Source organism: Butyricicoccus porcorum, from assembly GCF_002157465.1.
GTDB classification, from domain to species: Bacteria; Bacillota; Clostridia; order Oscillospirales; family Butyricicoccaceae; genus Butyricicoccus_A; species Butyricicoccus_A porcorum.
Genome location: NZ_NHOC01000003.1, coordinates 132,425 through 157,855, shown reverse-complemented (window position 1 = coordinate 157,855; position 25,431 = coordinate 132,425). Strand labels below are relative to the sequence as shown.

Annotated in this window: 24 protein-coding genes and 3 pseudogenes; 5 read left to right on the top strand and 22 right to left on the bottom strand. The window is 47.0% G+C overall.

Annotation, left to right across the window (positions count from 1 at the left end):
- Nucleotides 1–85 precede the first annotated feature (85 nt).
- Nucleotides 86–982 (top strand): LysR family transcriptional regulator, encoded by an 897-nt coding sequence (locus tag CBW42_RS04195; protein WP_087018071.1) that lies wholly within the window; start codon nt 86–88, stop codon nt 980–982.
- A 118-nt stretch (nt 983–1,100) separates the two neighbouring features.
- Here the strand turns inward: CBW42_RS04195 and CBW42_RS04190 are convergent.
- The 4 genes and pseudogenes from CBW42_RS04190 to CBW42_RS04170 form a co-directional block, all read right to left on the bottom strand.
- A pseudogene (locus CBW42_RS04190) lies at nt 1,101–1,322 on the bottom strand (terminase large subunit); the annotation flags it as partial.
- Nucleotides 1,323–1,454: 132 nt separating this feature from the next.
- Entirely contained in the window at nt 1,455–1,970 is a 516-nt protein-coding gene (locus CBW42_RS15225) for a DUF4314 domain-containing protein (RefSeq protein WP_330395841.1), read from the bottom strand.
- Entirely contained in the window at nt 1,954–2,691 is a 738-nt protein-coding gene (locus CBW42_RS04175; protein ID WP_087018069.1) for a virulence protein, read from the bottom strand. Before CBW42_RS04175 ends, CBW42_RS15225 begins: the two co-directional genes overlap by 17 nt.
- A gap of 210 nt (nt 2,692–2,901) precedes the next feature.
- Entirely contained in the window at nt 2,902–3,576 is a 675-nt protein-coding gene (locus tag CBW42_RS04170; RefSeq protein ID WP_133058255.1) for a transposase, read from the bottom strand.
- Between the two features lie 143 nt (nt 3,577–3,719).
- Between CBW42_RS04170 and CBW42_RS04165 the strand changes: the two genes are divergently transcribed.
- Nucleotides 3,720–3,953: a transposase gene (locus CBW42_RS04165; RefSeq protein WP_087018065.1), complete on the top strand. Its 234-nt coding sequence runs from the start codon at nt 3,720–3,722 to the stop codon at nt 3,951–3,953.
- Between the two features lie 54 nt (nt 3,954–4,007).
- Here the strand turns inward: CBW42_RS04165 and galT are convergent, their stop codons facing one another.
- The 3 genes from galT to CBW42_RS04150 are packed head-to-tail and all read right to left on the bottom strand — an operon-like array spanning nt 4,008 to nt 7,774.
- Nucleotides 4,008–5,504, bottom strand: coding sequence for a UDP-glucose--hexose-1-phosphate uridylyltransferase (gene galT, locus CBW42_RS04160; protein WP_087018064.1), 1,497 nt, complete (start codon nt 5,502–5,504; stop codon nt 4,008–4,010).
- A gap of 10 nt (nt 5,505–5,514) precedes the next feature.
- Complete coding sequence (galE, locus tag CBW42_RS04155) at nt 5,515–6,504, bottom strand: UDP-glucose 4-epimerase GalE (RefSeq protein ID WP_087018063.1); 990 nt, start codon at nt 6,502–6,504, stop codon at nt 5,515–5,517.
- A 22-nt stretch (nt 6,505–6,526) separates the two neighbouring features.
- Nucleotides 6,527–7,774, bottom strand: coding sequence for a galactokinase (locus CBW42_RS04150; RefSeq protein WP_407922949.1), 1,248 nt, complete (start codon nt 7,772–7,774; stop codon nt 6,527–6,529).
- 139 nt (nt 7,775–7,913) lie between these two features.
- On the opposite strand from CBW42_RS04150, the gene CBW42_RS04145 reads away from it, so the two are divergent.
- Complete coding sequence (locus CBW42_RS04145) at nt 7,914–8,792, top strand: AraC family transcriptional regulator (protein WP_087018059.1); 879 nt, start codon at nt 7,914–7,916, stop codon at nt 8,790–8,792.
- An 83-nt stretch (nt 8,793–8,875) separates the two neighbouring features.
- Here CBW42_RS04145 and CBW42_RS04140 read toward each other — a convergent pair whose 3' ends face one another.
- Both CBW42_RS04140 and melB read right to left on the bottom strand, forming a co-directional pair.
- On the bottom strand, nt 8,876–11,116 hold the full coding sequence (locus tag CBW42_RS04140; protein WP_087018057.1) for an alpha-galactosidase: 2,241 nt from the start codon (nt 11,114–11,116) through the stop codon (nt 8,876–8,878).
- A gap of 122 nt (nt 11,117–11,238) precedes the next feature.
- Nucleotides 11,239–12,687, bottom strand: coding sequence for a melibiose:sodium transporter MelB (gene melB, locus CBW42_RS04135; protein ID WP_087018055.1), 1,449 nt, complete (start codon nt 12,685–12,687; stop codon nt 11,239–11,241).
- A gap of 435 nt (nt 12,688–13,122) precedes the next feature.
- On the opposite strand from melB, the gene CBW42_RS15150 reads away from it, so the two are divergent.
- On the top strand, nt 13,123–13,245 hold the full coding sequence (locus tag CBW42_RS15150) for a hypothetical protein (RefSeq protein WP_278308577.1): 123 nt from the start codon (nt 13,123–13,125) through the stop codon (nt 13,243–13,245).
- Nucleotides 13,246–13,322: 77 nt separating this feature from the next.
- On the opposite strand, the gene CBW42_RS04130 is transcribed toward CBW42_RS15150, so the two are convergent.
- The 13 genes and pseudogenes from CBW42_RS04130 to CBW42_RS15525 all read right to left on the bottom strand — a co-directional run.
- Nucleotides 13,323–14,381 (bottom strand): LacI family DNA-binding transcriptional regulator, encoded by a 1,059-nt coding sequence (locus CBW42_RS04130; RefSeq protein WP_087018053.1) that lies wholly within the window; start codon nt 14,379–14,381, stop codon nt 13,323–13,325.
- Nucleotides 14,372–14,836 (bottom strand): DDE-type integrase/transposase/recombinase, encoded by a 465-nt coding sequence (locus CBW42_RS04125; RefSeq protein WP_278308580.1) that lies wholly within the window; start codon nt 14,834–14,836, stop codon nt 14,372–14,374. The genes CBW42_RS04130 and CBW42_RS04125 overlap by 10 nt, the downstream gene beginning before the upstream one ends.
- Nucleotides 14,837–14,949: 113 nt before the next feature.
- The gene (locus tag CBW42_RS04120; protein WP_242969784.1) at nt 14,950–15,807 is read right to left on the bottom strand and encodes an IS3 family transposase; all 858 of its coding nucleotides are present in this window, start codon (nt 15,805–15,807) and stop codon (nt 14,950–14,952) included.
- Nucleotides 15,758–16,105, bottom strand: coding sequence for a transposase (locus tag CBW42_RS14935; RefSeq protein ID WP_242969783.1), 348 nt, complete (start codon nt 16,103–16,105; stop codon nt 15,758–15,760). Before CBW42_RS14935 ends, CBW42_RS04120 begins: the two co-directional genes overlap by 50 nt.
- A gap of 75 nt (nt 16,106–16,180) precedes the next feature.
- A complete protein-coding gene (locus CBW42_RS04115) occupies nt 16,181–16,429 on the bottom strand; it encodes a hypothetical protein (protein ID WP_087018051.1) in 249 nt (82 codons plus the stop codon).
- Between the two features lie 22 nt (nt 16,430–16,451).
- Complete coding sequence (locus CBW42_RS15315; protein ID WP_087018049.1) at nt 16,452–16,640, bottom strand: zinc-ribbon domain-containing protein; 189 nt, start codon at nt 16,638–16,640, stop codon at nt 16,452–16,454.
- Nucleotides 16,641–16,727: 87 nt separating this feature from the next.
- On the bottom strand, nt 16,728–17,819 hold the full coding sequence (locus CBW42_RS04105; protein ID WP_087018047.1) for a hypothetical protein: 1,092 nt from the start codon (nt 17,817–17,819) through the stop codon (nt 16,728–16,730).
- Nucleotides 17,809–18,981, bottom strand: a complete 1,173-nt coding sequence (locus CBW42_RS04100; protein WP_087018045.1) for an HNH endonuclease — start codon at nt 18,979–18,981, stop codon at nt 17,809–17,811. The genes CBW42_RS04105 and CBW42_RS04100 overlap by 11 nt, the downstream gene beginning before the upstream one ends.
- Nucleotides 18,982–18,989: 8 nt before the next feature.
- Nucleotides 18,990–19,421: a hypothetical protein gene (locus CBW42_RS04095; RefSeq protein ID WP_087018043.1), complete on the bottom strand. Its 432-nt coding sequence runs from the start codon at nt 19,419–19,421 to the stop codon at nt 18,990–18,992.
- Between the two features lie 14 nt (nt 19,422–19,435).
- Nucleotides 19,436–22,198: an ATP-binding protein gene (locus CBW42_RS04090; protein ID WP_087018041.1), complete on the bottom strand. Its 2,763-nt coding sequence runs from the start codon at nt 22,196–22,198 to the stop codon at nt 19,436–19,438.
- Between the two features lie 94 nt (nt 22,199–22,292).
- Nucleotides 22,293–23,465 carry a zinc ribbon domain-containing protein gene (locus tag CBW42_RS04085; protein ID WP_108721042.1) on the bottom strand — a complete coding sequence of 391 codons (1,173 nt, stop codon included), beginning with the start codon at nt 23,463–23,465 and terminating at the stop codon, nt 22,293–22,295.
- 331 nt (nt 23,466–23,796) lie between these two features.
- A pseudogene (locus CBW42_RS04080) lies at nt 23,797–24,037 on the bottom strand (transposase); the annotation flags it as partial.
- Nucleotides 24,038–24,228: 191 nt separating this feature from the next.
- Nucleotides 24,229–24,363, bottom strand: a pseudogene (locus CBW42_RS15525) (IS256 family transposase); the annotation flags it as partial.
- Nucleotides 24,364–24,381: 18 nt separating this feature from the next.
- Between CBW42_RS15525 and mcrC the strand changes: the two are divergent.
- Nucleotides 24,382–25,392, top strand: coding sequence for a 5-methylcytosine-specific restriction endonuclease system specificity protein McrC (gene mcrC / locus CBW42_RS04075; RefSeq protein WP_087018105.1), 1,011 nt, complete (start codon nt 24,382–24,384; stop codon nt 25,390–25,392).
- The last annotated feature ends 39 nt before the right edge of the window (nt 25,393–25,431 follow it).

Here is a 25,431-nt window from a genome sequence, read left to right as displayed (position 1 = left end):
TTATACTGGACAGGCAGGAATATGTAAAAAGTATTATTGATATAGTGATCATCAGCAATTAGCATATCAGAAAGAGGATGCCTGGATGGATGTCAACTTTGAATATTACAAGGTTTTTTATTATGTAGCCAAATACAAGAATTTCACAAAAGCGGCTCATGCACTGGGCAGCGGACAGCCCAACGTTACCCGCGCCATGAACTGCCTGGAGCAGCAAACGCACTGTACGTTATTTATACGCACCAATCGAGGTGTTCAACTGACCCCAGAAGGAGAAATGTTGTTCACTCATGTCGAAGCTGCCATTTCTCAGATACAAACAGCCGAAACCGAACTAAATGCGCACAGTGGTTTGGAGCATGGAAGTATTTCAATCGGAGCCAGCGAAACCGCATTGAATATCTACCTGCTGGATATATTGAAGCCCTTTCACATGAAGCATCCCGGTATTCGCTTGAAAATATATAACCATTCCACTCCGCAAGCCATCCGCTCTGTTAAAAACGGTGAAGTTGATTTTGCTGTTGTATCAACGCCGACCAACGTGGATACCCCTTTGAAGGAATTGCATTTGCGGCCCTTCCGTGAAATTCTTGTGGGCGGCAAAACTTTTACGGCACTGGGCAGCCAGGAGCTGACACTTGCCGAACTAAAAAATTATCCGTTGATTTGCCTCGGAAAAGAAACTATGACCTGGAATTTTTATCATAAATTGTTCCTGTCCCACGGGTTGGAGTTGATACCAGACACGGAAGCAGCTACCACAGATCAGATTTTACATTTGGTAAAAGCGGAATTAGGGCTAGCTTTTCTTCCAGAACCAATGGCGAAGGAAGCACTTCAGCAACGTGAGATCGTCCAGATTCATCTGCGGGAAACAATCCCTGAACGTCAGATTTGTATGGTATATGACAGGAAACGTCCATTGAGCGCTGCTGCTCAAAATCTTAAAACCGGTATTTTGGAAACAATGGCCTTTTAGGATGCTATAAATAACACATACATTTTTATCTTTTCCAAATATCAAAAAGTCCTCCCCGGTACGGGGAGGGCTGTACTGTCTTTATGCTGCAATCTCCGGGATTTCCCCGACAAAGTTATGCGGTATTAAACTGGCGGTATCCATTCGGCTTGAGTATACCGAAAATGTCGCGGATAATCTGTTCCTGCCAGTCAATCAGTTCGAAGGGCTTTCCTGCCCAGGTTCCTTTTGTGTGACAGAGACATTCAATGAAGGAAACAGCATAATCCGCCGTCTCCTTGCTATACACGGAGTCCCTTGCTTTGAACTTCGTCGGCTTGTATTTTTTCAGTTTTCGCACATTTCTCACCTCCGAATGGCACAAAAAGCAGCCGCTTTTCAGCGACTTCTGTGACGAGATACAGAGCCAATCGGCTCCGTATCCGGGAAAATTCAATTTTGGTAGTTATAAGTGATTTTCTATGTCTTGGAGTTATGGAACGGAAAAGTCTGTTTCGTCATCCAGAAGGGCGAGTGCGAGTCGAAATCCCGTTTTCAGGCCATCGATATAATAGCCCTCAGAGGTAAGCGCAGTAACCGTAATCTGTGCGGAAATAAGTCTTTCGAGAGAATCCATTCCCTGCTGGTTGAGCATAGCACGAAGCTGTGCTTCTTCGTTAACCAAGCATTCCGCTGCTTTTCCATACTCTGCGCTGCGTTGAAAGCTTTCCTCGTTTGGATGTATATTGCCGTAGAAGAAGTCCTCCAGAATCTTATGCTTCATCCAAATCACGACCTTCCGACAGCGGTCAACACCATAGATGACATTCAATCCAGAGCCGTTATCCCAGTGCACCATAAGGCTGCCACTATCATCTACACCGTATACGGTGCCCATTGTACCAACTGGAGGAGCCTGAGCATCCTCCATCCGGATCAGCTCCACCCGTGTGCCAGACGGATAGAGCTGACGCAGGTACTCAACAATAGCCTTATTGGGAAATCGCATGTTCAGATGCCTCCTTTGCAGCAGGACCACCGCTCCGAAATGCGGAACTGCCAGTCAGGTTCTTGAGCAGAATTTTACGGTAGACCTTATACTCGTTACCAATAAAGCCCAATCGCAGCAGAAAGCAGCGGAAAGCATACTTTTCATTATCGGCAGGCTTCTCCGTAGCGGTGACACGTTTGGCGTTCTTTGCCATCGCGCACAGGTTGACAATAAAGTGCATATATGCCTGCGTGGTGTCTTCATCAAAGGTTCTCTGAAACCAAGGGAAGGAAACGCGGGTATCGGTCACTTCGATCGCTAAGTTGTCGGTTCCCAGAGCTTTCTTAATAAGGCCCTGCTTGCTGTCGATCAGCTTCCTCAGGTTTGCGAGGCTGTTTTCTGTGAAGCCGTCCAACGGCATGGAAACCACAAGGCTGTCGCTCTTCTCATCAGCAGGGTCGGTCTCCTGAGCAACTTCTTCGGTGTCTTCGGTCAGTTCTTCGGGAAGGGCCTCGGCGGTAAAGCCGGCGCTCTCCAGAGCCTCCAGAACCCTACGAATGGTTTCGATGTCAGTACGTTCATCGGCAATCAAAGTTCCATCCTTACTTACAGTCAGATTATCGATGACATATGCGCAGGTGGGCATGAATTTGTACACTGCTTTCATACCAATGATGTTGGAAATGATTCCGACCATATTCTTGCGATCGCTGCCAGTAACGTTAAATCTGATTTCCATAGTGAAATCCTCCTTTGTGTTTTCCCCTTTGGGGTAGTCACATATTCGCTCTAAAGGCACATGATAGCAAGGAGATCGTCCGAAAACAAAGAAAAAATGGCGTAGAAAATACCGCCAGAGTATTGTCTACAACTGACAAACCGGCGGCGGCAGCGATTATTTGCTTATTGGGCCTGTAGGTGGGTCAATTTCAAAAGGAAAAGGCCTCTATCAGGCCATAACCATATCCATGACCCCGTTTATACCGAGGAGATTTACCACCCTTCGGAAATTATAGGCAAGGAAAGAAAGCGCGGTTTCAGCAGCCACCTTCACTTTCCCCTTTGTAAGAAGGTAACCGGCACCGTACCATCTCTTCACAGTTCCATATGGATGTTCAACTATGGTGTTTCGCTTTCGTAAGTGCTGCTGGTTAGGATAGAATCGTAGAATCACCCATTCGTCCCACGAGCTTTCTTCCTCGGATAACGTGATCGCTTTGAACCGATGATTTGTTTTTCGAACGATCTTATTTTCTCTGGCTTTGGCATAAAAGTTTTCGTCTTTCCGTGTTTCGCCCTCTTTGAACGAGATGATTCGCCTTTTACCCAGTGTGCATTTGTTGGGGCATTTGGAGCAAGCCGAGAGCCTGTGATACCTACGGATGGTTGGATCCTTTTTACCGTTTGGTTGTCCGGGGCCGGCATAAAACAGGGTCTGCCCCATCGGGCAGATGACGATATCCTTTTCAATATCGCGTTTAAAATACGCCTGTAACGGCGAATCCCGTTTTACTTCTACAGGCACCGTTTCCAATCCGCCCATTGCTTTCATTTCTGCGTATGAAACCAATTCTCCGGTTTCTTTATCCAGATACAAACCGCTTCCTTTTTCCCTGCGTTTCACGACTTCCAGTTCTACATCATCCCGATGCAGAACCTCAGGCAACACACCCGCAGATATGCACTTAGGTTCTGTTTTGTGGCATCGTTGTTGTCTCCTTTTCTCTTGATTATATTTTTAATCCTGAGAATAAGTTGTCAACTAAAATGATACAACATCACCTCAAATATAAATACGGAGGAAGAAGTTTCTGGGCAAGAGGATACTATGTCGATATCGTAGGAAAGAATGAAAAGATTATCAAACAATATATTCGGAATCATCTGGAAGAAGATTATATGGCAGATCAAGTCAGTATAAGGGAATACATAGACCCGTTACAGAAGAATCCCCTCCCCGACGGAGCTGTTCCGAAGCAGGGAGGGGATGGGTGTTTATGACGCCTGCGTTTGTGTCGGTCATTCCGCAAAACACAGGCGGTGTGGAATAAGGAATTAGCCAATCGAAGAGATAAAGCGGAGGAATGCAGCATGGCCTGCCTCATCACGCTTGAATACGCCTGCATGCTCCAATACCTTGGAGAACGCGATGCCCACTTCCTTCTGCACGATGTCCATGACATTGTCCGTGGTAAAGGTATAGCGTGTTTTCAGTTTCTCTGCCCAGTCCGCATGTTTGGAAATGCGTTCGTCTGCCCGGATATTCCCGCCGGAAACCAGTGCATCTGCCAGAACCTGCAATTCTTCCTTCAAACGTGCCGGCAGGACTGCCAGACCCATGACTTCAATCAGACCGATGTTTTCTTTCTTGATATGGTGCAGCTCCGCGTGGGGGTGATACACGCCCAGAGGATGCTCCTCTGTGGTAATATTGTTGCGCAATACCAGATCAAGCTCATATTTTCTATCCCTCATGCGGGCAATCGGGGTAATCGTGTTATGGGGCTCGCCGTCAGTCTCTGCGAAAACAAAGGCAGATTCATCGGTATAGCCCCGCCATGCAGCCAGAATGCTTGCGCCCAGCTCCACCAGTGCGTTGTCATCACTGCTGCGCAGACGGATGACCGACATGGGCCACTTGACAATACCTGCCTCCACATTATCAAAGCCATCAAAGGTCAGCGGTGTTTCCACCGGTGCCTTTTCCATGGCAAAGGTATAATGTCCGCCCTGGAAATGGTCATGTGCCAGAATCGAGCCGCCTACAATGGGCAGGTCTGCATTGGAGCCCACAAAATAGTGCGGGAACTGCTTGACGAAATCCAGCAGCTTGCGGAAGGTTGCCGGTTCAATTTTCATCGGGGTATGCTGAGAATTGAACACAATGCAGTGCTCATTGTAGTATACGTAAGGCGAATACTGCATAAACCAGTCACTGTCATTGATGGTCACCGGAATGATGCGATGATTCTGGCGTGCCGGATGGTTGACCCGTCCTGCATAGCCCTCATTTTCCCGGCACAGCAGGCACTTGGGATAGGAGGCAGCCGGCATGTTTTTTGCCGCTGCAATCGCTTTCGGGTCCTTTTCCGGCTTGGACAGGTTGATGGTGATGTCCAGATCACCGTATTCTGTGGGAGCTACCCACTTGACATCCTTCGCAATGCGATCCCGGCGGATATAGTTGGTATCCTGACTGAATTTGTAGTACCAGTCGGTAGCCGCCTGCGGGTTTTCCTCATACAGATCAAAGAATTTTTTCTGTACCTGGCTCGGCATCGGCGTGATGGCCCCCATCAGTTTTGTGTCAAACAGGTCACGGTAGACAATGCTGTTTTCTGTCAGCACACCGGATTCCAGCGCACAGTCACATAATCGATCCAGTATCTCTGGTAGGTCGATGTCACCGATTTCCTCCTGGGGGTCCTCATAGGAATCCATCTGCAGGACCTCCAGCAGCTGATTGACTGCCCACACTTCATCGGATGGGGACAGCATGCCGGTACGGATGCCATAGGTAACCAGCTTTTTTACACTCATATAATCCAGCATATGATCCTCCTTAGTCCGCAAAGCCATTCGGGTGGTTTTTATGCCAGTTCCATGCGGTTTCGATGATTTCCCGCAGGTCAGCATGCTCCGGATGCCAGCCCAGTACAGAACGTGCCTTTTCGCTGGAGGCAATCAGCTGAGCCGGGTCGCCTGCGCGGCGGGGTGTGGTCTTTGCCGGGATCGGATGACCGGTAACTTCACGTGCGGTATCAATGACTTCCTTTACGGTAAAGCCGACACCGTTGCCCAGATTGAAGATGTTGCTTTCGCCGCCCTTCATCAGATAATCCATCGCCAAAATATGTGCCTGAGCCAGATCGGTGACATGGATGTAGTCACGAATACAGGTGCCGTCCTTGGTGTCGTAGTCGTCACCAAAGATGGAGATGAACTCACGCTTGCCATTTGGCACCTGCAAAATCAGCGGAATCAGATGGGATTCCGGGTTGTGTGCCTCACCGATTTTGCCGGAAACATGGGCGCCGCAGGCATTGAAATACCGCAGAGACACGAACCGTAAACCATGAGCCAGACCAGTCCATTTGAACATCTTTTCCATGGACAGCTTGGTTTCACCGTAGCAGTTGGTGGGTTCCGTGCGGTCGGTTTCCAGAATCGGCACACGCTCCGGCTCGCCATAAGTAGCAGCAGTGGAGGAGAATACGATTTTGTCGATGCCATGTGCCACCATGGATTCCAGCAGCACCTTGGTACCGCACAGGTTGTTGTCATAATACTTCAGCGGATTGGTCATAGACTCGCCTACCAGAGAATTTGCAGCGAAATGGATGACGCCATCAATCTGTTCATTGTCAAAAACAGAATCAACAAATGCTCTGTCACGGATATCGCCCTGATAAAATTTTGCCTTGGGATGTACAGCTTCGATATGTCCGGTTTCCAGATTGTCTGCAATGACGACCTCTTTGCCTGCGTCAATGAGTTCATATACGGTATGAGAGCCGATGTAACCGGCACCGCCTAATACGAGAATTGCCATGATAATATTTCCTCCCTGTATGTTATTCTGTCATGAGAACTACGCCGCCTGCCGGACGGATGGTCAGGATATGACACATATCTTTCCCAAGTGCCGCTTCAATGGTTGCCTTGAAATATGGTACCATGTCATTGGGGACAAAGGCCTGAATGGTACCCGCAAAACCACCGCCATGGACACGTACTGCACCACGGCCTTCCAGAATGGTTTCAGCCAGTGCCAGTGCAATGGACATATCCTGATGCTCCGGATTGACACCGGTGTAGACATTCTGTAAGTACATGGCAGAGGAACGTCCGGAACGGCGAACCAGCTGGCGGAATCGTTCAAAGTTGCCCATTTCCAGTGCTTCCTTTTCCGCTACGGCACGGCGGTTTTCCGCAAAGAAATGCATGGCACGCAGGACGGCACGGTCACCCAGCTGACGGCGCAGGGACGGGATGGAACGGACAAAATCCGCTTCCGGTACATCCCGCAGGACGGTTTTGCCAAAGGCTGCGGCAACCTCGCCCATTTCACGGGGGATAGCGGCATAATCGCTGGTCAGTTCTGCATGGTCTCCGCCGGTGTCGATGATGCACAGGGAATGCTCACTGGCATGCATGTCATAGCTGATGCGCTGCACCTTCGGTTCTGCTTCATTCTGGAAATCAATTGCCACAATGCCGCCCACGGAGGATGCCATCTGATCCATCAGACCGCAGGGCTTGCCGAAGTAAATATTTTCCGCATACTGTCCGATTTTGGCGATATCAATAGCAGTCAGCTCACCGCCGCAGAAGAAACGGTTAATCATGACACCGATGATGGTTTCATATGCCGCAGAAGAGGACAGACCGGAGCCGCTGAGTACGTTGCTGGTCATATAGGCATCAAAGCCTTTGATTTCAAAGCCGCGCTTATGGGCTGCTGCCGCAACACCACGGATCAGGGCGGCGGTACGGTTGGTTTCCTCCGGATGGGGCGTCAGGTCGGTCAGATCTACCTCATCTGCCGGATAGCCTTCCGACTGGATACGGATGACCATGCTGTCATTGGGTGCTGCACAGGAGACGATGTCCAGATTGACACTTGCCGCCAGCACATTGCCGTGCTGGTGGTCAGTATGGTTGCCGCCCAGCTCGGTACGTCCCGGTGCACTGAACAGTTCGATTTCATCCGTGCGTCCGAAAGCAGTACGATAGCCGTCGATGACATGCAGCAGACGGCCGCGGTAAGGGTCTACCGCCTCCGTGCTGCAGCCATACACGCTGCTGATGGCAGCATCCATGCCGCCGGTTCGTAAAGTAAGTTCTGCTTGTTCCAAAAGAATCAAGACCATTCACCTCGTTTTTTTGTCAGGTAGATTTTATCAAGGGTTTATGTTACACTATATAATAAAACGATTTTGGGGATAGGAGGGATGTCCGGTGGAGGAATCCTATGTACGGACAATGGAAAGGAAACGACAGAATCAGGAGCTGTATCTGTGCTTTTGCGGGTATTCCCTGTGCCAGCCGGGACACAGCTTCGGACCGGCGGTCCGTCCCAATTATATTGTGCATTATGTACTAAAGGGAAAAGGGAGATATCAGCTCGGCGGCCGGACCTATGAACTGGAGAAGGATCAGGGCTTTCTGATTGAACCCAATGTCATGACGTTCTATGAAGCTGATCAAGCCGATCCATGGACATACCTGTGGATTGGCTTTGACGGTACCCGTGCCAAAAAGCTGCTGGAGGAAATGGGACTGACCGTGAGCATGCCCACCTTCCATGGGGACTGCGGGGAGCAGCTGCTGGATGTGGTGAAATCCATGCTGCACTGTGAGGCAGAGGATTTGCCGGACATGCTGGAGATGGAGTCCCTGCTGTACCGCTTTTTTGCCCATCTGGCACGGGATTTATCCAGACAGCGGGATATGGTTTATCCGGAGCAGCAGAATTATTATGTACGCACGGCGGTGGAATACATTCAGGAGCACTATGCGGAGGATATCCGGGTACGGGACATTGCAGAGCATCTGGAGATCAGCCGGAATTACCTGTCCACGTTGTTCCAGACTATCCTGCATACCTCGCCCAGCGAATATCTGGCCAATTTCCGTCTGACCCGTGCCAAAGAACAGCTGACCATTACGGCATTGCCTATCGGGACCATTGCGAGTATGTGCGGGTATCGTGACCCATTGGTGTTTTCCAAGGCATTTAAGCTCAAAACCGGTATGACACCATCCCAGTACCGCAAGACGACCCGTGAAATTCAGCACATGAGTATTGAGCAGATGCGCAGAAAAAAACAATTTTGATGACGCAAGACCGGCACAGTTTCCTGTGTCGGTTTTGCATCTAAAAAGAGAGAAAAAATAGAAAGAAGAGAGATAAGCAATTGTTACTGTGCTCGGAGCACAAAGATGCAGGAGTCGAAATCATGACTGACATGCTCCTTGCTTTCATCCGGCTGACCGGATGCGCCGTCAGTGGTGAGCAGACCTACATGCATCAACTCGTCACCATAATGACAGGATGCAGGGTTCTCACGGTAGCCCGTTACGTTGTAGCAAAGATTCGGGTCCAAGCCGCACAGCTTGACACGGTGATAGCCTGCGTTGACCTGATTGAGAATTTTATAATAACCTACCAGTGCGGTTTTCTTATCCTCGCTGACAACCATCCATGAAGCGAAATTGCTGTTGTCAAACGGGCTGATAAGGCGGTAGAATGTACCGAACTGCAGCACTTCACGATATTCCTTCATGAATTTGATCTGTTCACGTACCTTTTCCCGCTCCTCATCGGAGAGCTTGTTCAAATCGAGCTCATAGCCAAAGGTGCCGAAGTGCGCCACATTGGCACGGGTGTCAATGGGCGTGGTGCGGAAAATCTGATGATTCGGAACGGCGGAAACATGTGCGCCGATGCTGCTGATGGGATAGCACATGGAGGTGCCGTACTGGATTTTCAGACGCTCAATGGCATCGGAATCATCACTTGTCCAGCCCTGGGGTGCGTAGTACAGCAGACCCGGATCAAAGCGTCCGCCGCCGGATGCACAGGATTCAAACAGCACATGAGGGAAACGGGTGGTCAGACGGTCATACAGCTGATAAACACCCAGAATATAGCGATGGAACAGCTCACCCTGACGGTCAGCCGGCAGGGAAGCGGAAAAGGCTTCAGAAATGCAGCGGTTCATATCCCATTTGATGTAGGATACCTTTGCCTCGGACAGGATCTTTGCCATCATCTCATAGATGGCATCCACAACCTCCTGGCGGGTGAAATCCAGGACAAACTGATTGCGGCCATGGGAAGCCCGGCGGTTTGGCGTACAGATGCGCCAGTCGGGATGGGCACGGAACAGGTCGGAATCCTTGTTGACCATTTCCGGCTCAAACCATAAACCAAACTTCAAGCCCAACTGGTCAATGCGTTCCGCAAGGCCAGTGATGCCGTTTGCCAGACGATCCGGATTGGCAACCCAGTCACCCAGACCGGCGAAGTCGTTGCAGCGTGCGCCGAACCAGCCGTCGTCCAGAACGAACAGCTCCACGCCGTCATTCTTGGCAGTTTCTGCGATTTTGACCAGCTTATCTTCGGTAAAATCAAAGTAGGTAGCTTCCCAGTTGTTAATCAGAATCGGACGGGGACGGTCACGCCAGTAGCCCCGTGCCAGACGCTTCTGATACAGCTTGTGGAAGGTCTGGCTCATGCCGTTGAGGCCTTCGGTGGAGTAAACCATGACAGCCTCCGGGGTCTGGAAATGCTCGCCCGGTTCCAGCTTCCAGTCGAACTGGAAGGGATTGATGCCCATGGTAACACGGGTGGTATCCCAGCTGTCCACCTCTACCTGTGCCAGAAAGTTACCGGAGTATACCAGGCTGAAGCCAATGGCTTCGCCGGAAAATTCCGTGGTTTCCGGGCGCTTGAGGATGATAAAGGGATTGTGGTTGTGGGAAGAAGTGCCCCGGGTGGATTCCACACTCTGGATGCCTGCCTCCAGATGGCGGGTTTTCATGTGCCGTTCCCGTGCCCATGCGCCGGAAAAATGTACGAAATCATAGTTGGAATCCGGCAGATCCAGATTCAGGCTCATGGCAGTGGTCAGATGCAGATCCATGCTGCCGTTGTTGACAAAACGGGCGCTGCGGGTGATCACCGGACGGTCAGCGAACAGGGTATAGTATAAATCCAGCTCTGCACCGAGCAGCGCATCACGCAGATGGAAGGTAAGGGTCTGTGCCTCATCCTCCTGTTCGGTGTAGGTAGCCGGCAGGTTTTCCAGCGCCGGCTTGCCGGGGGTGATCGAATGGGAGATATAGGTAAAGTTGGTGATGCGGCTGCCGTTGGGCTGCACGATCTCCAATGCGGGGTGCCGGTAATCCGTGGTACCGTAGGACGGGTATTCCTGCTTGATATGATCGAGTGAGAATGTCTTGTTACCTTCAAACACGTAGGAGGTCATCGGACGATGATTCATCTCCATCAGGTGGTCAAAGGATTCACAGTCACGGATGGCCTTGCCAAAATACAGGTTTCCCAGCTGGTCGTTTGGCAGAACCTTGATGATATAGCTGATGCTGTTGTTGCACAGATGGAAGGTGCGGCTGGATTCATGGTACAGGATTTGCATGGGATCGCCTCTCTCTTTACAAAAAAGTTGTTCTTCTGACTTATTTCGGTTCCGGGAAGGGCATGTTCTGCCCTTCCCAAAGCCTTATGTATGGATAGATAGGAACGGGTTGGTGAATGAAATTATTCAGCAGCCGGCTGAGCAGCGTGCAGAGCGTTGACCTCGTTGGTCAGCTCAGACAGTCTCTCACCCTTCAGCTTGTAAACGCACTTGAAGATGAGGAAGCTGATGACGCACAGAATGATCGGGATGACGAACATCAGGACGCGGATGCCCAGAATGGTACCGGCGGACTGATGACCGGCCATGGCTGCGTTGTAGCCAACCAGGGACAGGCCAACACCGGACAACAGACCGGTAACAGCCTGTGCAGCCTTCATCAGGAAGGTCTGCGCGGAGCAGGTAATTGCTTCGTTACGCTTGCCGAACTTCACTTCGCCGTAGTCGATAACGTCAGCGATGCAGCAGGTGGTGGTGCCCAGGGACAGGCCGGAACCGAAGAACAGGAATGCGCAGCATGCGATAACAGCAGCATAGCTGGTCGGGCAGATGTAGCCGCAGATTGCCAGGGCAGCCATTGCGATAACCGGCAGGCCGCAGGCCAGGAAGTAAACCTTTTCACGTGCCAGATGGCGTGCAATAACCGGGAACAGGAACAGGCCGATCATCTCGAAGATGATGGTGAAGCCGAATACAGAGTACAGGTCAGCAGCCAGGCACACTTCCTTGAAGTAGTAAACAGAGAATGCCTTGAGCAGCTGGGTAGCCAGGTTGAAGGTCAGCAGCAGGCCGATGAAGGCAACCAGCTGATCGTTGTGGATGATGATGGAGAAGGTCTCCTTCAGACCGGTCCTGTTTGCTGTACCGGCGCCGGTGGTGGGCTTTTCCTTTACGTTGAATACGGTGATGCCGATGCACACGATGAACAGAACAACGATGCAGACAGCAATTGCGGTAAAGCCGGTTTCGGAAATGTTCAGGAAGGAACCGTCAGCCTGCTCCTGCATAACGGAGTTGTCGCCGAACATATTGTTGAACATGTTGATAAAGCGCAGACCGAAGGTGCAGACGATAAAGCCGCCAAAGGAAGCGAAGATACGCGGAATAACCGAGATGCTTTCGCGCTCGTGGGGATTGGAGGACAGGTTCGGCAGCCAGGACCAGTACGGAACGTCCATGATGGTATAGGTCATGCCGTACAGGATGTACATAACGGAAACGTAGATGTACATGGTGGTGGAGCCTTTTTCAATGCCCAGTGTGGTGAACAGAAGAATAAAGAATACCGAGTTGACCAGCGTGCCGATGGTCAGCCAGATACGGAATTTGCCAAAGCGGGTGCGGGTGTTGTCGCAGATCATACCCATCATCGGGTCATTGATTGCGTCCCAGATTCTTGCAACTGCGAACAGTACGCCGACGAATGCCGGATTCAGACCCAGCGTATCGGTGAAATACAGCATCAGGAATGCGCCTACCAGATTACAGATTGCATCCTTGCCGATTGCGCCGATGCCGAACGCATATTTCTGGCGGGCCGGCAGTCTGCCGGTATTGTTTTCATTTGCCATAATTCGTTACCTCCATGTTAGTGAACTTTTTGGTTCGAATAGAAGGAGTTTCGTGCACGTTATCCCCTTTTTCTGTTACATAGTATAAAATATTGCTGCAAAAGAAAACAGCCTGATTTGCACCAAATACCAGTGAAAATGTTAACTGGAAATAAAAATAAAATTGCAGATTTTCACTGTTTTATATAATTTTAGTAAATTTTACTAGATTAAAGCGGTATTTTACCCGCGAATCAAGAGGTTTCTTTGGTAAAAATCCCTGTTTGAGACAAACAAAACAGGGATTATGGTAAAAGGGAACAGATACAGTTTACCTGGGTTTACCCGGGGATGATTTCGATGGATTTGGCGATTGTATTCATAGGAATGTTGCGTTATACTGTGCCTGTAAACAGGAAAACCAAACCGGCAGAGACCGGAAAGGAGGCGCATAGCATGAAAAACAATGCCTGGAAGGAAATCGGTGCGCTGTGTCTGTGCAGCACTATGCTGCATACCGGCATGCAGAAGAACCGGGCTGCAACTGACAGTATCCGAGATCTGCGCAGCGGCAGATAAGACAGATAACGCAAAATATCCATATAAAAAACCCGCCTGTACCCGGAAAAGCTTCGGGAAAACAGGCGGGTTTTTTATTATTCCATGATTTCGCGGCATTCTGCCGTACTGCGGCGCACGGTTAGCGTGGGCGGTATGACAACCTTCTGGGGGAACCGGCGTTCCGGCTGGTGGGCCGGGGTGGAAGCACGCTGCTGTACCAGGCGGACAGCGGTTGCCGCCATGTAATCCAGATGGGGGCTGATGCTGGTAAGGGCAGGCTCCACCACAGAGGACATGACAGTATCATTGAAGCTGACAATACTCATATCCTCCGGAACCTGCTGCTGCAGCCGGCGCAGGGCATGGATGACACCGATGGCGCATTCCTCATTGACTGCTACCACTGCGGTGGGCATGGTCTGGGGATTCCAGGTGCGCATCCGCATGAAAAATTCCTCTTCCACAGCCAACTGGTCACGCATGGGGACTTCTACAACCAGCTCACTGCGATACAGGCCGGCTTCCCGCATATAATGCTCAAAATACCGCCGCCGGGGCTCCAGGACAATGCGCCGGTGTTCATCTCCCAGGCGCTTGGGTCCCAGAAAGCCGATGCGGGCATGTCCCAGAGAACGCAGGTAATCCAACGCCTGATGGATGCCCAGCTCGAAATTCAGCACGACGGAATCATACAGAAGCTCGTTTGGCGAGGAATCCAGAAAGGTAATGTTACTGCTCAGGTACTGCAGGGACGCAATCTGCTGATCGGAAAAATAACCGATAGCAATGATGCCGTCAACCCCGGAGGGGGACAGGGCATGGTAGCCATCCGCATCCTCCCGCAGGGTGACGTTTTGCAGCTTTTGCTCAAAGCAGGTCTGTTCGACGAAATTTTTTAAATAGAGAAAATAGGGATCGGTCATCTGCTCCGCAGGAGACAGCATTTCGGCAATGCCGATCACCATGGTATCCGTGACAATACGCTGGGATCGGCGGCCGGAACCGCCGGTATAACCCAGTTTGTGTGCCGTATCAAAGATCATACGCCGTGTTTCCTCGCTGACTGTCATGGTCGGGTCATTGTTCAGGACACGGGAGATCGTGGCAATGGAAAAGCCAGTGTGTTCGGCAAGGGTTTTCAGTGTTACAGCCATAGTGTCAAGCCTCCCTCTACACCATTATTATAGGGAAAATATCCTGTGGAGGCAAGACAGAACCAGCCGGTTTCACAGTGGTTATAGTTGAGAATTTTAAAACGATTCAACCATTCACGCTTGATAATAGCGTGAAAAGATTCGATACAGGCATTGTCCCATGGAAATGCTTTCTTTGAATAACTGCGCTGCATTCCAGCAGTAACCCGTTTGTATTCTCTGGATATGTACTGACTGCCACGATCAGAATGAATAATCAAAGGCTGATCAATTTTACGGCGGATTTTAGCTTTATTTACGGTTTCAATTACGCAGGATACATCCATGGAATCGGAAAGTGTCCATGCCATAATTTTTCGGGAATATAAATCCATAATGCTGGTCAGGTATACAAAACCATCTCTTGTCCAGATATAGGTAATATCGGAACACCAGACAGCATTTGGACATTCTATAGTGGCTCAGTTGTCAAGACAAAAATCTAAGATTTTTATAATGAACTGATATAGTGGACAAGTTACAAGAAACATGGGGAGAACAGTGGAGCACTCCCCAGATTCAATATATGCTAAGCTACATATGGCATCAACATTGCCGGATAGTAGCATTCAGCCGGTGTTTGGTAATCAAGTGCAGAATGGCGCCGCTCAAAGTTGTAGATGTGGATATACTGTCCGATAGCAGCTCTTGCTTCCCTGATGTTGTTGTACTGTGTCAGATAGGCTTCCTCATACTTGAAGCTGCGGAACCAGCGTTCAATCATGATGTTGTCTGCCCAGCGACTTTTTCCATCCATACTCTGGCGGATGCCGTTTTCCTTTACAAAGTCAATGTATTGCTGACTTGTAAACTGACAACCCTGATCTGAATTCAGGATTTGAGGTTTTGCTACTTTGAAAGCTTTTTTCAGGGCACTGATAACCATTCTGGTATCAAGTGTGTCATCCACTTCCCAGCCGACATTACAACGGCTGTACCAGTCGATCACGGCTGTCAGATATAGAAATCCGCGCTTGATCGGGATATATGTAATGTCAATAGACCATGCTTGATTTGGCTTGTCTATGACCGCATTACGAAGAAGATATGGACATACTTTCGCCTGCTGCATTCGCTTGGAAAGATTCATCTTTGGATAGATCGGGTAAATATCCATCTCATTCATGTAGCGTCTTGCCTTGCGGCGCCCAACCTGGTAACCACGGGCTTTTAACTGTGCAGACATTTGTCTTGCGCCCCAAGTGGGATTATCTGTATGGAGATGATCAATGATCTCTTTGCAGGCCAGTTCCTCATCTGAAATAGGGGCGCCCTTGTAATAAATGCTTGTACGGTTGATGTCAAGCAACCTGGCACCAACGGAAGCCGGAATTTCCTTAGTCGTCAAAAGGTTTTGGACTAAACTTACTCTCGTAGTCAGGTCCACAAATTTCTTCAGATTTTTTTTTGAGCCAGTCAACCTGCATGGTTAACTGACCAACCTTTTTGGCATACTCCGCTTTCTCTTTTCGCTCTTCGGCAAGCTTTTCTTTGAGGTTTTCCTCGCGCTTGTCGTCGAACACAACCGAAGCATTGTTCAGGAACTCCTTTTTCCAGTTACGGAGCAGATTTGGTTGGATGCTATTTTCAGCTGCCAGGGTATTGAGATCTTTCTCACCCTTAAGCAGCTCAATTACAAGGTTTGACTTGAATTTGGCACTAAAACTTCTTCTTTGTCTGGACATGATAATGGATCCTTTCTTACATACTGGTTTATGTATATCAGATTCATTAAAATCTGTCCGAAAAAGTGTCTTAATTTATGAGACCATTATACTCCATCTTCCAAGAATATTTGCATATTCTTGATTATTCAATTCCTCTTCGAGTATCTTCTTCAATGTATCATTATATTTCCTAATCTGCTCAATATCTGGCTCTGGTTGATCCAGTTCCTCAAGAATATGGTCTGCGATATCATGGGTATATTCCGCCAATTGCATATCTATCTCAGTTTCATCTTCGTCATTCATAAAATCTGGATTTATTTCAATTACCCATTCAAGCATATTATTATGCGCATCAGCAGCACTAACTTCGCCGTTCAAATAGTCCTATAGCAGAACCGGCAATAAGCGCTAATGCTGCAAGACCTGAGGCAACCACATACCACCTCGTTTTTCGACTTTTCTTTTCCACCCGCTCACTCTGTGGTGCTCCACACTTTGGGCAAAATTTGGCACCATCTCTTAATTCCAGTCCGCAATTTCTGCAATACATTGTATTCTCCTATGTTTTATCCGTTTAGAGCAATATTTAGCTGCATTCCTGCTTTTCGCAAAGCATCTTCCCCACCTCAATATTTGTTTAATCTTTTTTGATCAGTCTTCCTGTAATCCGCACCGGAAAGCTGTACCCCAACTCTTTTGCAGCGAGAACTCGATGACGACCATTAGACTGAAATACATAAAATCCGTCTCCTTGCAAAAGAGTTGGAGCATTTGACCGCAACGGATCAAAATATAAAGAGGCACACGCTCCCAGTCGCTCATTCTCAAGCAGTTTATAGAGCGGGACCCCACAATTCAGTTGCTCCTGCACTTCTGGAATATGAGAAGCAATTTCTACAAAAGATTCCTTCGTTCCCTCCGAATGATGCTGACTCCAAAATCTTTCCGGGTTATCTATATCATCCTGCCATAAATAGATTCCTTCTATTGAATTGATATCCACCATCTGAACAACATCGTTCTCATATCCAGTACCATCTACAGTATATTGGTCAATATTCTTATCATAGGCAGAATATGCTTCAAACCCCGTTCCTCCAATAATATTCCACTGTCCCGGTCTCATCTCTGCAACAACAAACCCTGAAAAATCTTGTATTTTGCGCTGATTTTCCTGCTTTTCCTTACCACTTTCCTGGCGTTCTTTTTTTCCAAATATCCCTGCTATCAGATCTCCAATTGTATGCCTTGGTTTCATGTGTTGAGATACCTTTCTTCCGGAAACATCTGTTTCAAAGCTACACTCCATCGCATCCAACTGCATGCCCAGACGTACCGCAACATCTTCCAGTTGTTTATGTGTTTCCTCTAGCAGAACCATTCTATCTAACAGAATGCCTTCACTTTCCGAAACATCCTCGTCCAATTCCTTTAATTCCTGAATGGTTTTCCAACTTCGTTGTGTCTCATCTACAGTTTCTTTCATCTGAAAATGCAAGCTCTGCACATATTCCCTGAATTCTTCTAGTTTTTTGAGCACTCCCTGTCTGTCTTTTTCGACAGACTCAAATGTTTTCTCAAGAATACCTGAAACCTGAATATCTTCTTCCAGTTGTCCAAGCGCAGTCCTTAAAATAATCTCCCTGTTTTCAAGCGTTTCTTTTTCCTGTTCTTCCTCTTCCGTCTTCTGTTCCAGCAATTCTGTTTCCGAATGAATATCACTTCTCATAAAGTTCTCCCTGGATATCATCAAAATCAATACAGTCAAAAACAAATCTCTGCCATGCAACACCGCCATTGTGTGCACATGCATCATGAATCTTTGCCGGAATCAGCTGCATGGTGACCCCATCTTCACATTCATGCCATGTAAGATGATTGATCTGACGATATTTCGTTATCCTTCTGCATAAATCCAATCTTCCGATTTGAATTTGTTCTTCTGTATTCCATTCACGGGCAAGCTCAGGATTCTGTTTCAAAATAAGATCACATAGCGCCACATCAGCCTGCCTGTAGTTTCCAAGCTCAGCCGACAAATTATAGCTGTCCTTTGTATTACGGCGTCCTATCTCCCATCCAGGGTTTTCACGATAAACTCCCATATATCCAATTTTCACTTGACAGTTTATTTTTATACTGTCCGGAAATTCATGCATTATAAATGGTGAAAAATCAGGATAATTGTCCTTATATTCTACAGAGCCCCTTCCATATGCCTGTAAGAGTCTCTGCACTTCAGGATCATCTGGTATATACTCCAGTCTGCCTTCCCTGGTTAACAATCGTCCATGCTTTCCAGATGGAAGCCGCGGTTTTCTTTCCTTCGGTTCCTTGATATCATTTTCCAATACTTCGTCCTCCCGTCCATCGGAAGCTCGCATTTCCTCCAATATTTTCAATTCCGAAGGAGTATTCATTGTGTGTTCAAAATCAATTTGTTTGAGGTCAGCAGACCCGCTGTCTGTATTGTTGACACCCAGGCGCTCTGCCAGAGCATTCAGCTGTCTGCGGCATTCCCCCATAATGATATTACGCTCTTTCAAAATTGTCTTACTTTCAGATACATCCTCCCCCAGCTCCTCCAATTCACTCAACACCTGCATACTGGCTCTGTCCTGTTCCAGCATCTGCAGCAATTCCTCTTGCATGATCTTCCATTTTGCCCGTAAGTTTTCTGTTCTTGCTTCCAGTTTCCGCACATCCTCCTGTGCAGCTTCCTGATTTTTCTTTAACTGTTCCGCAATTTGAACATCTGTCTCCAGTTTAAGCATTGCTAATTGCAGTTTTTTTTCCCGATTTTCTGTTTTTTCCTTTTCTTGTTCTAAGCGATCCTCATCCTGCTCTATTTCTTCCATTCGGGAAGCCAGTTCATTCAGTTCAATTTTCATTTTGAGTTTTATCCCTGTGATTGCAGTCTCTCAAGAAGTTCTTGAATCTTTTCCTGATACGATGATATCTGACTCCTTCTATTTTCTATAATAGATTCAGATGCGCTTATATCCTCTCCGATTTCTGCCAATTCGCTCAGAACAGATGCAGAATTTTCATTGATCTCGTTCAGATCTTCCATTTCGCCCTGCATACTTTGCAGTTTCTCTGACAACTGGGAGCGTTTTTCTTCAACTTCTGTTTTCTCCTGTTCTGCTTCCTGCTTATTGGATTCCAGCGACTCGGAAACCTCCTGATCCTCCGATAACTGATTAACTGCACTTTCCAGGCTGCTCAGACGCTCATTCGCCTCCTGAAGTTTCTGGTCTGTTTCTTCAACCTCTGTTTCCTTGGATTCAATTTCTTCTGTAAACTGTTCCAGTTGTTCCAATCTTGCCATCGTATATTTCCCCTTTACTTGCTAATCTGTTTAAATTTTTCTATATTTTCAGTCTTTTGTTTTTCATTGGTGCTGGCACCCAGCTTATCTGATGCCTGATTCAGCATATGTATATACACGCAGGGACCAAAGCATTCGCCCAATTTACCATATCGTTTCCGAATACGCATGGATTCTCGCTTTGCGAGTAATCTACAAACACCGGCAATTCCCTGCGTCTTTCTGAAAGTCTCTCTATCTGCCGGTGGGAACGCCAACATATATGGATCTGCGCCTTTTTCCAGAAGAATCTGATGTACAAAATTCTCTGCCTGATTGCGAGCTCGTCTGTTGCAAACTACGCACACTCCACTGCATTCCGGATACGGAAGATACATCTCACTATGTAGTTGCTGATAGAGACACATCATGTCCTTTAATTCATCATCAGATGGAGGTTCCTCCACATCGTGCTCTCCCTTAAAATCTACCATGCGAATCATTCTGACACGATCCTCACCTTCATGGTACAGATATGCATGTCCGGTCTTAAAATTGACTACCTGATGCATCTGTTCTTCATCGAGATCCATTGTATTTCCGATTTCTTCACGGTCGTCCTTTGCAGTAACGCGCATCAGAATTTTTACATTCGTCTGTTTTACCGCTTGCTGTGCAATTGCCGTCGGAAGTTGATCTGCAATTAATATGCCCTGACCAAGTGCACGCATTTCTGCCAGCATATTTGTGAAAAGTTCTATCGTTTGCGCTTTGGGATTTGCCCGACTGTCATTGCTGTTTCCCTGTGAACCAATTAGATTGTGTGCCTCCTCAACCAGAAGCATATGCTTCAACGGAGAACCAGATTTTCTCTTTACTTTGCAATATTCATAAACATAACTCAACAGGAACATCATCATGAGAGATTTTTCATCTCCATTCAAACTGTCAAGCTCCAACACAACAGGCCGCCCCATTAAATCCTCCATCGGGATTGAGTGCGGCGTATCAAGCATTCGTCCCTTCGAGCCTCTTCGCAGAGAGTTCAGTCGTTCCAATAACGATGCCTTAAAATCACTTCTCATCCTGGCATCAAAATCTGTATGTTCCACAATGTATTCCGCATTGCGGCAAAGATCAGATAATGTAGGAGTCTCAAGTCCTTCTTCGCCGCCGCAGCTATCATCATACCATCCTTTTTCTCTGTATGTGCGCCGAATCGCCTGATCAAGAAAAAGCGGCAGTGGATCAAATAAATCAAATGCACCTATAAAACAGGCTTCCAACTTAGAAATATGACTTTCAATCTTAATTCCCGGTAATACCTCCATAGGGTTAAAGCGGAAAGGACTTACCCCTTCATCGCCTAATGTAAATACCAGCAAATCATCTTTGAACTCGGGCAATATCTTCAATGCACGATATTCTGTCTTTGCAGGTTCTAAAATAATAAACGGTATTCGTTGTTCCTCCGGTACAGCCCAAAATTGATACAGAATATTAAACATCGCTGTCGTCTTGCCACTTCCCGGCACACCAACAATTAAACCATGCTTTGCGAACTGCTGACTGTCAAATTCTGCTGGAATTTTTTTATCTCCTGCTTCATCCATATAATTGCCCAGACGAATGACACTTCTTGCTGGTTTTCTCGTTGCAGAACCTTCCAGCCCGGTATCAAGCAGAAATCCTGGAAATCCTGATCTTGTTGGAATTGGAATACGGAAAAAGTTTGCAATTTCCTCCACGCTAGCAATCCGGCAAAGGCGCTGTGCCCTAAATGGTGCATTATTTCTGTTCCTATTCCAATACGGAGTATGAATATCTGCCGAAGCTACAGCATACCTGTAACATTCCTCCAAATATTGGTATTTTCCGAATGGCTTGCGAAAAAGGATTGTTCGTCCTTCATTTTTTACACTGTTAGCAAGAAATGCCTGTGCCAGTGTTTCTGCATTTTCCTCTGCAAATACCCGAACAGAAGTCAGAAAAATCCTGCTTGTTTCATATTGTTTGTTCAGTTTTTCAAAATTGTCAATCGGTGTTTTCAGTATCGGAAGTTTTTTCCCTCTCCAAAGTATCTTCCCAGTCTCTGGATGTTTCAGCGTCTCGCCGTTCATGCATTCTTTCAGATTACCTATGCTGACATTGATCCATTGCTTTTCTGCCTCCAGATAGCTTGTCGGCTGAATAGTAACTTCAACAGTTGCCGTACCCTTATGGTTTATCAACGCCCGACAGATATGTTCCATATTATTGTCGGCGGCTGTCCACATATTGGGAGAATAAAAGGAAAGATGTCCGCCAGATTTAGTCGGATACTCGTCTCCCTGATATTCTTGTTCATCTTTAATTATTTCTGCCACTTCGGTTGCCCATGAGGTGTCAAGGCAGAGTTCTGTTTCTGCCATAGTGTCTATCTTCCGAAAAGAATACTCATTGTTCATCAGAGCATTTCGAATACGACTATCTGACTGATTCAGTTCTGCTTCAGAAATCGGACGTACGTCTGCATATCTAAACAAGAGATACAGAGTAATACGGTCATTTGCTTTGAGTAATCGTAGGCTTATCGCCCATTTTGTACCAAGACTGTGGAATTGACGAATCATAAGAAACTGTTTCTTAGCAACTTCCATCGCCCGTCCATCTACTTCTTTACATAAATATAGAAACCGATGATCTGTAAAATTCGGCAGTTTTGTCAGCTGATAAGCCAAATAGGTACAATATTTATCTTCCTGCTTATAAGACCATGTCGTTTTATCTACGGATTCCCAGTTGAGAAGTCTTGCCATCGTATTTCCCTCATCACATAACAAAAGGTAAATGTCTATTATTGTTTTCCCACATAATAAACATTTACCTTGCATCAAATGTATCTTTTAATATTTATCTGTAGTCCTCTTTTCGCCTTGCAATCAGTTGCTCAAGCTCGTTCATATTATTACTGTCTTCGTGTTCCTGGGAAACTCTTCCCTTGAATTCTTCATCACTTACCTGCTTAATACAGTCAAATACAGAATCAAAGATTCGGCTCAGGTGGCCATTTATATCTTCCTGAAAGGAATGGAGAAATATCGAATTCTGCCAGTTTGTCCATGCTGCATTCCATGCTTTTTCTTGTTCTTCACATTTCTGATTATGCTCACGAATAGCCTTAAGCTTTGTAGATGAGTTAAATCCAATAAATGTTAACAGCGCTCCTGCTAAAAATGCGACAACCGCTAAAAAGCCAAACATTCCAACGGCTGCATTTAACATGAAAAAGCAAACGCTGACGATCAATAATAGTATACCCATTATCAGATAGCCAGCTTTTTTCAACAAAGTAGGATCTACAGAAAGCGGGCTCATGGGTACTTCCGGCAAATCAGGAGGTGTAATAAAAGTTTTCTCCTCTACAAAAGTAAACTTGCCAATATGATTAAATTGAATCAAACAAGACAGGGGATTAACGGCAGTTGTTTCCGGTTCAACAAAATAAGTCTCTTCTCGCAGACTGCTGCGATCCCATTGAATCGGTCGTTTCTCAACATGAGCCGGTACGCCATTTTCCTTGATCTTATCCGCAATTTTATGCATAAATTCTTCTTCTGTTAATTCCGAAAAATCTTCAGTGAAAAACCTCTGACGTTTTGAATCCTTCTTTAGCCAACTCCATAATTCCGTGGAGGACATATAGTTGTTTCCAACATTTCCATATAGTGTTGCAGATTTCCGGCTTTTTTTCTTTTCTTCCTGCTGACGAACTTCTTCCGCAACCTGAACCTGAATACTTTGCTTTCGATCCTCAACCTTCTGACTGATCTGGGCGACAATATCCTGTGCTCCTGAAATTGCTTTCCCAGCTGTATTAGAAATATTCTCTTTTACAGAATTCCATTCTTCTTCGTAATTGATTTTGCGAACTTCCGGTTCACTGTCGGATGTATGCTGTTCATGCGAAACTGTATTTTCCACTATGGCATCAGGGAACTGTTCACCGCAGTTTGTGCAAAAGATATCATTATCTTCCATTGGGTTCCCACAATTAGCGCAATATTTCAAATCCTTATTCCCCATTTCATATTTTTTATATTTTCATTATTCCACAAAGAGCTGTTTTTGTCAATAGTCCACAAAAAATTCTTTTGATATAAAATATGTTCTTATTCACTGCCAGTAATCAATATTTCCCTATAATGCCACCAATTATATTTGACAATCAAAGTTATCAATTGATCCGCTAATGTCGTAGACTTAACAAAAACACGAAAATACTTGATATGCTCCTCTTAGCACAGTTATTGCTGAGTTCCAGATTGCAGTATCTTTATTCCGTCGTGCTGTTTGCCATAAAACAGAAACAATGTTGTGTTGAAGGATTTTGTAACAGCACTGCCTAATTATATCAATCCTCGATATGAACATAGGCTTTTTTTGTTCAGTTCTCTGATGGTGGCAGAGGATACTTTACTACCCCACATAGCCTCAGTGATATCTTCCACTCGGAGCACGGAAACACCGGCCAGATACATCTCAATAAGGGCTTCTTCTACGCTGCTCTCCCGATGGCGATACCGCTCAATAAAGGCTGTTTCAAAGGATACACCTTTAAGGCGAGGCACGTGAAGTGTAACGTCACCGGAAGTTGTCAGATGCTGTCAATAGTTTTTCGCAAATTCATTCCTAAGCTTAACCGCCTTGACTGCTATGTACCTGGCTGGGCAATACCCGTCAAGGATGCTCGCACAACGCCTGTCCTTGACGGGCAATGGGCAGACTGGTAGCATGCAGTGGGCGGTAAGCGCATAGTTCGTCTATAGAATTGAGCCGCTTCCCAGCATTAGGAAGCTATATCATTCTCTTCCGCAGAGATGATCATTGATCTAAGGTGCTCCATGTTGAGATATCGTTTATTACCCCAATCACTGGAAGCAACGTGTCTCAGTCTGGCGCAAACAAGCATAAGAGCATCCTCATCAAAAACATTTACTATATGCTGTCCTATGCGTTTACCACGCTGAATCAGGATGGCTATGAGAATGTTGCGACCGAGGATTTCGACAATCTCCATAATCTTTTTGCCGCAATACTGGCCAAAGGTATCGGAAGACAACTGAAGCAGGGCTTATACCGGGAGTACATGAACCGGACAGAAACGCTTCCTGTTGTGCGCGGAAAAATCGATATGCCGGGTACTATTCAGAATCGCCTTGCCCGCAAGCAAGTCTTGACCTGCCAATACGATGAGCTGTCGGAGAATAATCTGCTCAATCAAATTCTGAAAACGACGGTCATGCTCCTTTTGCGGCATGCACGGGTGAGCGAAGATTATAAAACCGACCTGAAGAAAGAGATGCTCTTTTTCTCCAATGTGGACACCATTGACCCTGCTTCAATTCGATGGAGCTCCATCCGCTTTCATCGCAACAATAATACCTACCGGATGCTTATCAGCCTGTGCCAATTGGTACTGGAAGGAATGCTCATGAGCACTGACAGCGGCGAGTACCGGCTGGCCTCCTTTGTGGACGAGCAGCGGATGAGCAGGCTGTATGAGAAGTTCATTCTCGAATACTACGCAAAGGAATGCCCACAGATAAAAGCAACGGCCTCACAAATCCCGTGGGCCTTGGACGATGGCGTTGGAACCTTACTGCCGGTGATGCAGAGTGACATCATGCTCACGCAGGGTAACCGGGTGCTGATTATCGACGCAAAATACTACACGCACACGATGCAGGCACAATATGATGTCCATACGCTTCACTCGAATAACCTGTACCAGATTTTCACCTATGTGAAAAACAAGGATATGGAATTTGGAGACCGTCCGCATGAGGTTTCTGGCATGCTACTGTATGCCCGGACAGACGAGCTCATCCAGCCGGATAACACCTACCACATGAGCGGAAATAAAGTCAGCGTCCGGACACTCGATTTGAACCGAGAGTTCTCTGAGATTGCTGCACAGCTAAATGCGATTGTGGATGAGCACTTTTCTTAAGCCGGTGCTTTCGAGGGAAGGCAACTGCTACTGCGTTGA